General features: G+C 49.7%; 10 protein-coding genes. 4 read left to right on the top strand and 6 right to left on the bottom strand.

Annotation, left to right across the window (positions count from 1 at the left end):
- Positions 1-287 precede the first annotated feature (287 nt).
- Together J2Y43_RS04675 and J2Y43_RS04670 are read left to right on the top strand one after the other, a co-directional pair.
- Positions 288-1,046 carry an FKBP-type peptidyl-prolyl cis-trans isomerase gene (locus tag J2Y43_RS04675; RefSeq protein ID WP_309981026.1) on the top strand — a complete coding sequence of 253 codons (759 nt, stop codon included), beginning with the start codon at positions 288-290 and terminating at the stop codon, positions 1,044-1,046.
- A gap of 11 nt (positions 1,047-1,057) precedes the next feature.
- Complete coding sequence (locus J2Y43_RS04670) at positions 1,058-3,181, top strand: carboxy terminal-processing peptidase (RefSeq protein WP_309981027.1); 2,124 nt, start codon at positions 1,058-1,060, stop codon at positions 3,179-3,181.
- Positions 3,182-3,260: 79 nt separating this feature from the next.
- Here J2Y43_RS04670 and J2Y43_RS04665 read toward each other — a convergent pair whose 3' ends face one another.
- From J2Y43_RS04665 to J2Y43_RS04650, 4 genes are all read right to left on the bottom strand, one after another.
- Entirely contained in the window at positions 3,261-4,706 is a 1,446-nt protein-coding gene (locus J2Y43_RS04665) for an efflux transporter outer membrane subunit (protein WP_309981028.1), read from the bottom strand.
- 66 nt (positions 4,707-4,772) lie between these two features.
- Positions 4,773-7,931 (bottom strand): efflux RND transporter permease subunit, encoded by a 3,159-nt coding sequence (locus J2Y43_RS04660; RefSeq protein WP_309981029.1) that lies wholly within the window; start codon positions 7,929-7,931, stop codon positions 4,773-4,775.
- Positions 7,932-7,958: 27 nt separating this feature from the next.
- Positions 7,959-9,104 carry an efflux RND transporter periplasmic adaptor subunit gene (locus J2Y43_RS04655; RefSeq protein ID WP_409014408.1) on the bottom strand — a complete coding sequence of 382 codons (1,146 nt, stop codon included), beginning with the start codon at positions 9,102-9,104 and terminating at the stop codon, positions 7,959-7,961.
- A gap of 190 nt (positions 9,105-9,294) precedes the next feature.
- Positions 9,295-9,714, bottom strand: coding sequence for a hypothetical protein (locus tag J2Y43_RS04650; protein ID WP_309981031.1), 420 nt, complete (start codon positions 9,712-9,714; stop codon positions 9,295-9,297).
- A 374-nt stretch (positions 9,715-10,088) separates the two neighbouring features.
- On the opposite strand from J2Y43_RS04650, the gene J2Y43_RS04645 reads away from it, so the two are divergent.
- Complete coding sequence (locus tag J2Y43_RS04645; protein WP_309981032.1) at positions 10,089-11,132, top strand: GNAT family N-acetyltransferase; 1,044 nt, start codon at positions 10,089-10,091, stop codon at positions 11,130-11,132.
- Complete coding sequence (locus J2Y43_RS04640; protein WP_309981033.1) at positions 11,129-11,746, top strand: YdeI/OmpD-associated family protein; 618 nt, start codon at positions 11,129-11,131, stop codon at positions 11,744-11,746. Before J2Y43_RS04645 ends, J2Y43_RS04640 begins: the two co-directional genes overlap by 4 nt.
- A 54-nt stretch (positions 11,747-11,800) precedes the next feature.
- Here the strand turns inward: J2Y43_RS04640 and J2Y43_RS04635 are convergent, their stop codons facing one another.
- Together J2Y43_RS04635 and J2Y43_RS04630 are read right to left on the bottom strand one after the other, a co-directional pair.
- The gene (locus J2Y43_RS04635) at positions 11,801-12,382 is read right to left on the bottom strand and encodes an HmuY family protein (protein ID WP_309981034.1); all 582 of its coding nucleotides are present in this window, start codon (positions 12,380-12,382) and stop codon (positions 11,801-11,803) included.
- A gap of 19 nt (positions 12,383-12,401) precedes the next feature.
- On the bottom strand, positions 12,402-13,793 hold the full coding sequence (locus J2Y43_RS04630; RefSeq protein ID WP_309981035.1) for an HmuY family protein: 1,392 nt from the start codon (positions 13,791-13,793) through the stop codon (positions 12,402-12,404).
- Between the last annotated feature and the right edge of the window lie 33 nt (positions 13,794-13,826).

Genomic DNA, 13,826 nt, shown 5'->3' with positions numbered 1-13,826 from the left:
TATAATTGACTTATTTAGAGTATAGTAGTAAGTTTTCTGAAAACTGCCGCAAAGGTAGAGTTTTATTTTGGTAAAAACAGAATGATTTAACTAAAACCTGCGATATAAAATTAGATTTTTCCAAGGAACGGGGCAGAAGGGCGTCGCCGGACGCAAATTTACCGTTTATCAGCTTCTAATAACATTTTTAAAACTTTTTTAGGTACTGATTGTGTTTTTGTTGTAATTGAGATCGTTAATAACACTTATCTAATAAATTCTAATCTTTTCGACCGTCTTTCAGTATAATGTACAAATTAGAAAAAACCATTTTAGCAGCCCTGGCATTTGGAGTATTGGCAACCGCGGAAGGCAACGCACAGACTATCAAGAAAACAACAAAACCCGCCGCAACTGTAAAGAAATCAGCGGCAACACCTGCAAAAACAACAGCAGCCCCTGCAACATTGAAAACAACAGCCGACTCTTTGTCTGCGGCAATAGGGGTGAGCTTTGCAAATTCGATATCGTCACAGGGGATTAAGGACCTGAACGCCGACCTGCTTACACAAACCGTAAAAGCAGCTTTGAAAGGCGAAAAAACTGCATTTACGTCGGATGAGGCGAATATGTTCATCCAAGGTTACTTCACCAAGATGATGGAAGAGAAAGGAGCAGTAGTGCGCAAGGAAGGGGAGAAGTTTTTGGAAGAAAACAAGAAGAAGGAAGGCGTAGTGACCACTGAGAGCGGCCTGCAATATCAGATTATCAAAACCGGCGAAGGGCCTAAACCCGCAGCTACGGATAAAGTAAAGACACACTACCATGGTACATTGACGAATGGAACGGTTTTTGACAGCTCGGTCGACAGAGGCGAGCCTGTTGAGTTCCCGGTCAATGGCGTGATCAAAGGATGGACCGAGGCGCTTCAGTTAATGCCTGTCGGATCGAAATGGAAGCTTTTTATTCCATATCAGCTGGCTTACGGTGAGCGTGCGGCAGGACCTCAGATACCGGCTTATTCGGCCCTCGTATTTGAGGTTGAATTATTGGAAATCGTAAAATAGCAAACGTGCAAATGAAAAAGTATCTTATCACTCTTATTCCGGTTGTGTTGCTGGGTTGGCAGCGGGGCCCTGTTCAGGAACGAGTGGGGGTAACGGCACCTACGGCCGCCTCCATGGATGAAGATATCAAGCCGATTCCGGCGCAATACAAAGCGGAGGAGCTGACGACGAGGATCTTATCCAGCTATCATTATAGAAAAACGAAGCTGAACGATTCTCTTTCGGTGGCGATTTTCGATAAGTATATCGATGCGATCGACCACGGTAAGCTCTATTACCTGGCCTCCGACCTTGCGGATTTCGAGCAGTATAAGAACTCTTTCGACGACTATTTGCAAAAAAGAGAGCTGGACGTTCCTTTTCAGATGTATAACGTTTTCAGAAAGCGCTATAAAGAAAGAAGCCAGTATATCCAGACATTGCTGAAAGAACCCAAACCGTTCGATTTCAATCAGGACGAGTCCATGAACACCGACCGCGAGAAGGCGGCATGGGCTAAAAATACCGACGAACTCAACGACACCTGGCGCAAGTACCTGAAAAGCGAGGCATTAGACCTCAAACTGTCGGGCAAAGCGGACACTGCGGTGATAAGCACCCTGCGTGATCGCTATAAAAGCCGCGATCGTGCGTTGGGCCGCATCCGTACCGAGCAGGTATTCCAGATGTTCATGAATGCGTATTCCGAATCATTGGATCCGCATACGAGCTACATGGCGCCTACTTCGGCCGATCGTTTCAAGCAGGAAATGAGCCAGTCGCTGGAAGGTATCGGTGCATTGCTTCGTGAGGAAGATAATTATATCAAAATCGTGGAAGTAATTCCGGGCGGTCCTGCATTCAAAGGAAAACAACTTAAAAAAGAGGATAAGATCATAGCCGTGGCGCAGGGCGATGAAGGTAAGTTCGTGGATATCGTCGGCTGGTTTGTGGACGATGCCGTGAAACTGATCAAAGGCCCGAAATCGACGGTGGTACGCTTGCAGATCATCTCTGCGGATGCATTACCGGGCACTCCGCCTAAGGAATACCGCCTGGTTCGCGAGAAAATCAAACTGGAAGAGCAGCGGGCGAAGAGTGAAATCGTATCCATTAATAATGGCAACAAGGATTACAAAATCGGTGTAATCGACATTCCGTTGTTCTACCGCGACTTTGAGGGCGCACAGCACCGCGAGAAAGAGTTTTCAAGTACCACCCGCGATGTTCAGAAACTAATCACCGATTTGCAGGCTTCGAATGTGGACGGTATCGTGATCGACCTGCGTAACAACGGCGGTGGTTCATTGACAGAAGCAGTTTCACTGACAGGCTTGTTCATTAACCGTGGGCCGGTGGTTCAGGTGAAAGAGAGCCAGGGCGAAATCGAAGTACAATCCGACAACGACCCTAACATTGCTTACGACGGACCACTTGCAGTTATGGTGAACCGTTTCAGTGCATCGGCATCCGAAATCTTCGCCGCGGCGATCCAGGATTACAAACGCGGACTGATTGTAGGTGAGCAAACTTATGGTAAAGGAACCGTTCAAACGCTGATCGATCTGAACCAATGGGTGCCGAAAGAGCAGGATCAACTCGGACAAGTGAAATTGACTGTTGCGAAATTCTACCGCATTAATGGCAGCAGCACGCAGCTGAAAGGTGTGACGCCTGATTTGGAACTGCCTACCGCATTCAAAGTGAATGAATACGGCGAAGGCTCACAGCCAAGTGCATTGCCTTGGGACCAAATCGCTTCCTCCCGCTATGAAGTGACGAGCAACATCAATCCGAAGATCTTAGAGCAACTCCGCGATAAATACAAGCACCGCCTCAAAACCGACGAGGAACTGAAAACGCTTGTAAAAACGCTGAACGACTTCAAAGAAGCACGTGAGAACAAAATCGTTTCGTTGCAGGAATCCAAGCGCAAAGCTGAACGCGACGAAGCCGAGAAGAAACGTGCGGCTATGAAGCAACTGGGTGAGGATAATGTAGACGAGGATGAGGACGAAGCGGACTCGAAAGTAGCAGAGGCTCCGAAGGATGTGAAAAAGAAAAAAGACATCTATCTAACCGAAACCGGCAGAATGCTGGCAGACCTGATCGTGATCTCGAAAGAGCCAAGTTTGGCTGGGACTAAAAAGAAATAGTATCCGGAAACTGATAAATGAAAAGAGCACAGGTCGTGAGACCCGTGCTCTTTTTTGTTTATATGGGTTGATAATGCGTTTACTCCCAGCCTCCGCCAAGCGCCCGATACAACTCCACCAATGCCAGAAACTGCTCCTTCTTAACATTTGTCAAGTTCAACTCTTCCTGCAAAACACTGCGCTGCGCGGTGATTACTTCGAGGTAGGATGCATAACCGGTTAGAAAGAGGTCTTTGGACGTTGCTACGGCTTGTTGCAGCACCTCCACTTCCTGATTCTTTAAATCGCCGATCTGGCGGGTGTTTTCGAGTTTTTTGAGGCTGGTACTTACCTCGCGGAAGCCATTCAAAACGGATTTGTTATAGGCATAAAGTGCTTCCAGGCTTGCCGCTTCGGCGCGTTTCTGGTTTGCTTTTAATGCTTTCCGGTTCACGAGAGGGGCTGTCAGGCCGCCGAGTGCGCTGTATGCGAGCGAGCCGGAAGAGAAGAGCAGGTTGCTTTTAAATGCGTTGAACCCGAGGAATGCGGTGATATTCAAAGATGGCAGAAATGCCAACTGCGCCGCTTGCTGCTCGGAATAATTGGCAAGCAAGTCGAGCTGTGCCTGCTGAACGTCGGGTCTTCTGCGCAGCATTTGCACAGGTATACCCGCGCTAACGGATTGTGGCATAACCTGTTCCAGTGTGGTGCTTCTTGTTATCGGTTGTGGAAAGCGGCCGGTGAGCAGGTTCACATTGTTTTCAATTTCAATGATTTTCTGCTGTACTTCGAATTCCAGACTGCGGGTGTTGAGCAGTTGGGCGGTCAGCTGGCGTACGCCGAGTTCGTTGGCGCGGCCTGCTTCCTTCTGGATTTTGATGGTTTCAACCGCCGACTCCTGCAATGCAATGTTCTTACGGATAATATCCAGCTCTGTATCGAGCGCCATCAGTTCATAATAGGACCGTGCGATTTCCGCGATCAGGCCGGTAACGATCGCCTGGCGACCTTTTTCACTTGCCAGGAAACGGGTGTAAGCGGCCTTCTTCTGGTTTTTCAGTTTGCCCCAGATGTCGATTTCCCACGAGCTGCGTAAGCCGAGGAAGTAATCGGGGAGGAAAGGGTCGGGAAGGCGTCTGTCGTTGTCGAGATTTTGGGAGAAATTAGTGTCGTAATTACCTACCCCGTCCATGGTATAATCGCCGAATTTGCGGCCGCCGCCCGACACATCGCCTGTTACCACAGGCAGCATTGCGCCGTGTGCTGCCATGATATTGCTTCTGGCCATTTCGATGCGCTGGACAGCCATTTTCAGGTCGAGGTTATTTTGCAATGCGGTGTCGATCAGCGAGACGAGGTGCCGGTCGTTGAAAAAGGTTTTCCATTGCAATGCCCCGATAGTCGCCGAATCGGCCTGGCCTGCGAATGTTGCCGGGGTCTTGATCTGTGCACGCTGCTCTACTGGCTGTGTTAGCTTACAACCTGTTACAGAGAGCAGGATGGAGGCGAACAACAGGACGTAAGCAAACTTTTTATTTCTTTTCATTAATATAAAATCTGATTTGAAAGGCCGCAGGGAATTCCCTGCGGCTAAAACTGGATTCGAGGGGGCTTAGTGCAGCAATGCTTCCTCTTCCGCAGCCACTACCGGAGGAGGGGTCTTTTTCTTTTTGGCCATGCTCGCAAACACGACATACAATCCCGGAATGATGATTACCCCGAAGATGGTACCGATAAGCATACCTCCGGCCGCCGCCGCACCGATAGACCGGTTACCGATCGCACCGGCTCCCGAGGCCATGACGAGCGGGATAAGCCCGGCCACGAAAGCGAACGAGGTCATCAGGATAGGGCGCAGGCGTTCGGTAGCACCTTCCAGCACGGCTTCTATGACGGTACGCCCTTCTTTCTGGCGAATAATGGCATACTCCACAATCAGGATCGCATTTTTACCCAACAAACCAATGAGCATGACGAGTGACACCTGGGCGTAAATGTTGTTTTCCAGCCCCATTAATTTCAATGCAAGGAATGAACCGAACACGCCGGTAGGAAGCGACAAAATAACCGGCAGGGGCAATAGGAAGCTTTCGTATTGCGCTGCGAGCAGGAGGTATACAAACACCAGACAGATCGCGAAAATGAATATGGCCTGGTTTCCGGAAAGGATCTCCTCCCGCGTCATACCCGACCAGTCGTAGGTAAAGCCCTTCGGCAAGCTCGTTGCCGCCACGCGCTCGACGGCTTTGATCGCGTCGCCGCTACTGTAACCCGGCGCCGCATCCCCATTGATCATCGCCGACGTATACATGTTATAGCGCGTTACCAATTCGGGGCCGTACACTCTTTCCAGCTTGATGAAAGTAGAGAATGGCACCATTTCGCCCCGGTTGTTTTTGACATACAATTTGAGAATGTCCTCAGGGTTTTTGCGGAAGCTCGCATCGGCCTGCACCATCACCTTGTACATCTGTCCGAAACGGATGAAGTTGGAGGCATAGTAGCTACCAATCATGGTTTGGAGCGTGCCCATCGCAGCGTCAACTGAAACGCCTTTTTTGGCGGCAATGTCGGAATCGACGTGGATCATATATTGCGGGAAGCTGGCGTCGAAGCTGCTGAATGCGGCGGCGATCTCCGGCGTAGCGACGAGGTCCTTTACAAATTTGTTGGTGATCTCGGCCGTTTTCTGCAAATCTTCATTGCCCGAGCGGTCCTGAACCCTTAGCTCGAAACCACTGGAATTACCAAAGCCAGGTACGGTAGGAGGAGGGAAAAACTGGATCTCCGCATCCGTAATGTGCTTCGTTTTGGCCTCCATTTCCTTGATCACATCCTGAACCGAGGCTGTACGTTGATCCCAGGGTTTCAAATTGATCATCGCCATACCGTAAGACGAACCAGCCGATTCGGTAAGCAAGCTGTAACCCGACAGTGAAGAAACGGATTCAACGGGTTCGAGGCTTTTGGCGACCTTTTGAATTTCGTCCAAAACTACCTCTGTACGTTCCACAGTTGCGCCTACCGGCGTTGTCACGTTCACGTTGATTACGCCCTGGTCTTCCGTCGGGATAAAGCCGCTTGGGAGAATGCTGTTAATGCCAAAAGTGGCAACGCAGAATCCGAGCAACAATGCGATGGTGATCATCCGGCGGCTTACAATGGACGAAAGCAGCTTCCGGTAGCCGCTTTGCAAGCCATCGTAGCCTTTGTTAAACCCATCAAAAAACCTTGTAAGCGGGTTCTTCTTCACTGGCTGCCCATGCGTATTCTTCAACATGAGTGCGCATAATGCAGGTGTGAGCGTAAGTGCATTGATACCCGAAATGACAATGGATATCGCGAGGGTAATGGAGAATTGCCGGTAGAAAATACCAACCGGACCGGACATAAATGCTACCGGAACGAATACCGCAGACATGACCAGCGTGATGGCGATGATCGCGCCGCTCATTTCCTTCATCGATTCGATGGTCGCTTCCTTCGCCGGCAGATGCTTTTCGGCCATCTTGGCATGCACCGCCTCGACGACCACAATGGCATTATCGACCACAATACCGATCGCCAGTACCAACGCGAAAAGCGTGAGCAGGTTAATGGAGAACCCGAACATCTGCATGAACGCAAACGTACCCACGAGCGCTACCGGCACCGCCAGGGCCGGTATGAGTGTGGAGCGGAAGTCCTGCAAGAACAAATACACGATCAGGATTACCAATATAAATGCTTCGATGAGCGTACGGATTACCTCATGAATGGACGCATCGAGGAAGCGGGAAACGTCGTAAGAAACGAAATAGTCCATTCCGGGAGGAAATGTGGTCTTTTTCAGCTCGGCCACTTTATCCTTGATATTCTGAATAACCTCCTGGGCATTGGAACCCGGGCGCTGCTTGATCATGATTGAAGCCGAAGGTCTTCCATTCGATTTGGAAGCCATATCATATTCCAGCGTACCAAACTCGATCGTGGCTACATCTTTCAATTTCAGAATGGAGCCATCGGGGTTCGAGCGGAGTACGATGTTTTCGTATTGTTTCGGTTCGAAGAGCTTACCCGTGTATTTCAATACATATTGCAACACATTCTTTTCACGGCCGGAACTCACGCCGGTTTTACCGGGTGCAGCTACCACGTTCTGGTCGCGGATGGCCTGGATCACCTCGTCGGCGGATACATTATAGCTGTTCATGCGGTCGGGTTGCAGCCATACGCGCATGGAGTAGTCTTTGCTACCCATAATCTGCGCACGGCCCACGCCATCGATCCTTTTCAGCTCTTTGAGGATATTGATATCGGCGAAGTTGTATACAAAGTCCTCGCCAACGGTCGTATCGGAGCTCATGATGTCGAGGTACATGAGCATACTGTTGACCTCTTTCTCGGTCTTTACACCTGCCTTGATAACTTCTTCCGGAAGCTCGTCGATTACGGTCTGGACGCGGTTCTGTACGTTTACCGCCGCGAGGTCGGGGTCTACGCCCACATTGAAGGAAATATTGATCGTCGTTACGCCGTCGTTACCGGAAACGCTCGTCATATAGGTCATGCCGGGCACGCCGTTGATGGCTTTTTCAAGCGGAACGGCTACGGCGTCGACGCCGGTTTGCGCGTTGGCACCCGTGTAGGTGGCCGTCACGACCACCGACGGCGGAACGATGTCGGGGAACTGGGAAACAGGCAATTGTACCACTGCCAGAATACCCAGCAGGGTAATAAATATGGAGATGACCAGCGATAGGACTGGTCGCTCGATGAATTTTTGAAACATGATCTACAATTCAGGTGATAAGGAATGCTACCGCGCGGTAAGCTCGATTTTTTGGGTCGACACCGTATCCGAAGAGACGGTTTTCGGGTTGATCGTCGCGCCGTCGCGGAGGGATTGAAGCCCTTCGCAGACAATTGTTTCGCCTGATTCGAGACCTGATTTTACAACATAAAAAGTAGATAGCCGGGATTGCGGTACAAAGCTGCGTGTCTTGATCTTATTATCCTTACCAAGCACGTATACGAAATTTTTGTCCTGAATTTCGAATGCAGCCTGCTGCGGGATCAGGATCGCGTTCTCGACTGTGTTGGTCAGGCGTACGGTGCCGGTGGAGCCGTGTTTGAGCAGCTTTTCAGGATTCGAAAACCGTGCACGGAATGCAATGGAGCCGGTGCCTTCATCGAATGCGCCTTCCATGGTTTCGATCACACCTTTGTGTTTGAAAAACGAGCCGTCGGCCAGTTCCAGTTCTACAACCGCCTGTTTGGTAGCGCCTTTGTCGCGGGCCTTTACGTATTCGAGATACTCATTTTCGGATACATTGAAATAGGCGTATACTGTTTTGGTATCGGAGAGCGTGGTGAGCAATGTGCCTTCGTCGATGAGGCTACCCATTTTAGTCGGCAGGCGATCGATCACGCCGTCGAATGGCGCTTTGATCACGGTATGCGCCAGCTGAATGGCCGCATTCGATTTCTCCGATTTTGCTTCTTCGATTTTCGCATTAGCGGCAGCCAGTTTCGCCTGCGCTACTTCGAGCTCGCTTTTGGCAACCACATTCTTGTCAACGAGCAGTTTTACGCGCTTCACTTCCAGTTCGGCACCTTTCGCGTCGGCAATCGCACTTTGCAGGTTAGCCTTGGCCTTGGCCAGCTGAGCTTCGTATTCTTCATTATTAATGCGGAACAAGGTCTGTCCTTTTCTGACTTCCTTGCCTTCGTCCACATACACTTCTTCGAGATAACCCTTCACACGGGCATATATTTCGACGTTCCGCAAGGCGTGGATATTGCCTACGTATTCGCGGTGCAGTTCGGTTTTCTGGGGCCTGAGTTCCGTTACGGGGATTGTCGGAACACTATCCTTAGTCTCCGTCAACGTTTCACTTTTCGAAGCGCAGCCGTAAGCGAAAATGCTGACGAGCAAAAGGAGTGGCCATTTTAAGTCTTTCATCATGATGCGTTTGTATAAATTGGTTGGCGGTAATGCAAGGGAATAGGAATAGCCCTTTGGCCGCGCGGGAAGGCCGTGCAGCAAAAGGAATAGCATGAATGTCGGGAGCGGCTCGTGTATGCGCGTGCAGGCATAGCGAGACGGTTCGTCAGCTACGAAAATTTTGGATTAAAGAACGCTTGCGGCGAGTTCAAAAAGGGCAAAGGCGATGGAGGAAGCTGTAATAGTCGGGCAGCTTGATGTCTCCATTGCTAACGAAAAGCAGTTGAACGGATTCCCGGATAAGCTTGGGAACCCGGGTGATTTCGTACTGGGGCGCTGTTTGCGAAACCAGCGTGAGAAAGCGGTAGGTGGAGTGCCGGTGGCGTAAAAGATCGGAAAGGGATTCCTTCCATTCTGTTTCGTCCGCTCTTACGATCGTTTCGTTTTTACAGATCGTATCATCGATTAACACAATATGTCCGGTACCTTGTTTCTCCTCGATTTCGTAGGGAGAAAAGGCCTCTGTTCCGATATCAATCTTGCACGCAACGGCCCTCTGTTGCCCCAGGAGCAACGAAACGGCGAATTGAGCGAGCCAGAAAAACAATACAAAAGTTCTTTTTGTCATGATGCTGATGGAAATCAGGTCATTGAAAAATTCATACTTTTATAATGAATTCAAGAATGATTGGAACTATTGGAACGGAATTGTGATACTAAATGGGCAATACTTCAAATATAACGTTTCAAATGTAGATTGCAAATTTTCGGGATTGTTAATGAACGTTAACAAAAAATATCTGGCTGGTAATGAATGCAAATATGTCCTTTTATGTACTCACAGGCAGGATTGAATATTCGGTTTCAAACTTGTGTTTTTCCGCTCAAACAGAGAACTTAACCTCATGAAAACCGAAGCTTGAAAATGATGTAACTTTTCTGATTAAAAGTGTATATTAACAAGCCGATCCGATTTTCGCGAAACGCTCAATGCCGCTTACAATGGTCGTTACACCTATTTATACAGAGCATTTTGTACTGACTAAAATGACGGCCGGAGACGGTGACAAGTATTTCAGGCTGAGCAATAATGCCAATGTAATGAAATATGTCACCGGCTATTCGCTTACCCGCGAGGAATCGGACGACATGCTCAGAAGTTTCCTGGAAGAGTACGGTATGGATACGTACCTGGGCAGGTATCTGATCGAGGACAGGTTTTCGGGGGAGTTGGTGGGGGCAGCCAAGCTGGACAAAGTAGGCTCGGCGATCGAGATCGGGTATCGGGTCATGGAGGAGTACTGGGGGAAGGGTGTAGCGACAGAAATCGCGAAAGGGCTGATCCGCTTCTCGAAAAATGTACTGAAAGCCCCGGATGTGATTGCATTTGTGAATGTCAACAACCTTGCGTCTATCCGCGTATTGGAAAAAGCCGGAATGATGAATACCGAGTTGATTGAAGACCTTGATGAAGTCAAGTACAGGTTTAATTATTCACCAAAAAGTACCCCCCTTATGAAAAAAGTGCTCTACATTATCCTTGGACTCATTGCGCTCGTCCTGATTGCCGCTTTCATCATGCCGAAAGACTATGCCGTCGAGCGTGAGATTGTTGTGAACAAACCCAAAGCGGAGGTTTTTGAATACCTGAAATCGCTTAAAAAACAGAACGACTGGAGCGCATGGGGACGCAAAGACCCCAAGATGGTCAAAACCTTTTCCGGCACGGATGGAACTGTCGGCTTCGTGTCGATGTGGGATGGTAACGACGAGGTGGGGAAAGGCGAACAGGAAATCACTAAAATTGACGAAGGAAACCGCATCGATACCCAGTTGCGTTTCCTGAAACCGTTTGAGAGTACCAGCGACGCATATATGATCACAGAGGGGATCGACTCCACGTCCACGCGTGTCCGTTGGGGTTTTACCGGTAAAATGCCTATTCCGATGAATGTCATGCTTCCTTTTTTAAATATGGATGAATCTGTCGGAAAGGATTTTCAGGAAGGCTTAACGAATTTGAAGGGAATATTGGAAAAACAATGAGCCATACTGACCCACGTATTGACGCTTACATAGTCAAATCTGCCAGCTTCGCGATTCCCATACTCGAATACCTGCGCGCGCTCGTACACGAGACGTGCCCGGAGGCGAAGGAAACGATGAAATGGAGTTTTCCGCATTTCGAATACAAGGGAAGTATCCTGTGCAGCATGGCTTCTTTCAAACAGCACTGTGCATTCGGTTTTTGGCTGGAATCCCGCCTGAGCGATCCGAACAATCTGCTCGCAGTGAATGGCGAGCGGGTAGGAATGGGAAGTCTGGGTAAGATTGGAAGTATCGAAGACCTTCCGGCGGCGGAACATCTGCGCGGTTTTATCCTCGAAGCCATGCGCCTGATCGATAGCGGCGTGAAATTGAAAAAGGATAACAAACCGCAGGAAACGAAGGAGCTGGTTATTCCGGCATATGTGACCGAAGCCCTGGCCGGCAATGCAGCTGCCCGGAAGGTTTTTGAGGAATTCAGCTATTCCAATAAAAAGGAATATGTGGAATGGTTCGAAGAGGCCAAAACCGAAGCCACGCGCGAAAAACGCATTGCACAGGCGTTGGAATGGCTGGCAGAAGGGAAGGTGCGAAACTGGAAATACGTCAGATAACAAAAAAATCCCGGAGCGATCCGGGATTTTTTGCATTTAAGGGATTGCTACCGGTTAAAACTTCCCGTCCTCTCCCGCGATCGTGTATCTGAAAGTGTAGTAGCTCGATTCTTCCGTAGGTACATCTTCCGGCGCGCCCTTGTAGTAACTGATAATCTCCACCTTTGCGATTTTGCCATTGGCGGTTTTGACCAGTATTGTTCTGCCCGGGATCGGCAGGATCGCGTGGACGCTCATATCGTATTTATACCAGCTGTTGCCGCTTCCGCCCGGAATGGCGAAACCTGCATCACCATCGGTTTTGTAGCCGTCGCCGGGCGCATCGCTTACCTGGTCAAAAGGTTTTGCCAGAACGATTGCGCCGCCCGCTCCCGGGCCGCTGGTGCCGCTGTTGGTGGCGATGGTGGTTTTGCTGAATGCGATATCCCAGTTCTTCGTCTTGGCGTCGGAGGCTGGCACTTCTTTGCCGGTAGCCAGGCTGAAATAAATGTAAGACTTGGTATTCGCGTTCAAATCTTTGATCATCGTGATTTGGGGCTTCGCTGGTGCGGTCCACCGCGTTTTACTAACCGTGACCGTCATTTCCGGTGTTGCCGCCAGCGTACAGGCCGCAAGGATAATGGATTTCAATAGCATAATTCAAGAGTTTTGAACCTTAGGCTCCTTTTTTAACAAGCTTGTACTCCAATTTTGGCTTGCCGCGCTCGCCGCCGTCGCTGGCATGGAAGCTGATGAATTTCAGCTTGTAAATGTTGCCGGATGGATCCTTGATGAGATAGAAACGATCGGTTTTGACACCTACGGTTCCCTGCGTAACGCGCCATTTTGAACCAATCACATCAGCGGCTTTGCTAAACGTGATGCCTGTAAGATTGCTTTCAGCAAATGCATCGTAAGTGGCCGTTGCCGTGAGTACTTCCGCAGCTTCCACGCCCCCCAGGCTGTTGGTAAACACCAGGTCGGAGAAACCGTATGGGATGAGTCCGGAGCCGAAATTGGTGAAATACATGCTGTAACCCCATTTCAGGTCCCAACGATCTTTGGCAGGCTCAACATCGACGGTCGCGCCTTTTTCGAGGGATACAAATTCGAAGTTATAAGCTGCGTCTTTGGTAATATCCAGGGTTTTGAAAGTGGTATCGTTCACTTTGGCATATTGCAGTGTATAACCCGATTCTTTCCGCAGAATGCGTATTTTGTACAGATCTGCTACCGGCAGAACGTCCATCGATCCGCCTTTGCGGTTGAGGATATAAACTTTGTTGTCCGCATCGGTAGCCGACACCGCAGCAATCACGGTTTTGGTAATGTCGCCGGCGGCGTCGTCTACCAGCGAAAGTTTCCCAACGCCCTGTCCGACAGCCAGTGAATCCGTTTTGAAATCCTTGTCCGAAACGGCATTGATATCCGTTTTATTGATAGCCAATGCGGAAGCGCCGTTGGTACCGTTGATGGTTACGCGGAAGTCCGAGCCGCCGTAAAACCCAAGGTCCCAGCTGCTGCGGAGAACGGGCGTCTGCTGGTTGGAGCTAAGGTCGAGGAACACCGAATTAGCGGCGCTGCTGCCAGCTTCGGAGCCTGCGATACCATTCAGCTGAATGCTGGTACCCTCGGAAATAATCGCTTTGAAGCTCAGTTTCAGTGCGGAATTGGTACCTACCAGTACCGGTGTACCCACCGAGGCGATTTTGAATGCAATGCTCTCGTCCCCATCCAGGAGGATACCCGATTTCTTGTTCACTTTGAATGAAACAGACGATTGTCCGGCCGGGACCGACAAGGCGATCGTGTTGTTGGCCGCGGCAGGAGTGGTCGTGAACTCCGTGTCATAGGTAAGCTGTGTCGGGGTTAATGTGACCGAAACCGGTGTAGCCGCGTCAACCGCTCTCGTAAGCGAGATTTTGATCTCGGTTTCTTCTCCTTCAAAACCCTTTTCCGTCGCTTCAAAAGCTGCCAGGTTATCCGGTAATGGTGGTTCGTCGTCGCTGCATGCATTAAATGTTCCCAGGAATGCAACCAGTAATAGCGACCGGACTATTTTCTTCATAGTTATTGGAGTTATAATGAAAGGGTATTTTGA

It is taken from the genome of Dyadobacter sp. BE31 (assembly GCF_031457695.1).
GTDB lineage: Bacteria > Bacteroidota > Bacteroidia > Cytophagales > Spirosomataceae > Dyadobacter.
This window is presented reverse-complemented; position numbering and strand designations above follow the sequence as displayed.

Excerpts from the sequence above, each read along its gene's own strand:
- J2Y43_RS04675 (WP_309981026.1), top strand. The coding sequence starts at position 288 with ATGTACAAATTAGAAAAAACCATTTTAGCAGCCCTGGCATTTGGAGTA.
- J2Y43_RS04670 (WP_309981027.1), top strand. The coding sequence starts at position 1,058 with ATGAAAAAGTATCTTATCACTCTTATTCCGGTTGTGTTGCTGGGTTGG.
- J2Y43_RS04665 (WP_309981028.1), bottom strand. The coding sequence starts at position 4,706 with ATGAAAAGAAATAAAAAGTTTGCTTACGTCCTGTTGTTCGCCTCCATC.
- J2Y43_RS04660 (WP_309981029.1), bottom strand. The coding sequence starts at position 7,931 with ATGTTTCAAAAATTCATCGAGCGACCAGTCCTATCGCTGGTCATCTCC.
- J2Y43_RS04655 (WP_409014408.1), bottom strand. The coding sequence starts at position 9,104 with ATGAAAGACTTAAAATGGCCACTCCTTTTGCTCGTCAGCATTTTCGCT.
- J2Y43_RS04650 (WP_309981031.1), bottom strand. The coding sequence starts at position 9,714 with ATGACAAAAAGAACTTTTGTATTGTTTTTCTGGCTCGCTCAATTCGCC.
- J2Y43_RS04645 (WP_309981032.1), top strand. The coding sequence starts at position 10,089 with ATGGTCGTTACACCTATTTATACAGAGCATTTTGTACTGACTAAAATG.
- J2Y43_RS04640 (WP_309981033.1), top strand. The coding sequence starts at position 11,129 with ATGAGCCATACTGACCCACGTATTGACGCTTACATAGTCAAATCTGCC.
- J2Y43_RS04635 (WP_309981034.1), bottom strand. The coding sequence starts at position 12,382 with ATGCTATTGAAATCCATTATCCTTGCGGCCTGTACGCTGGCGGCAACA.
- J2Y43_RS04630 (WP_309981035.1), bottom strand. The coding sequence starts at position 13,793 with ATGAAGAAAATAGTCCGGTCGCTATTACTGGTTGCATTCCTGGGAACA.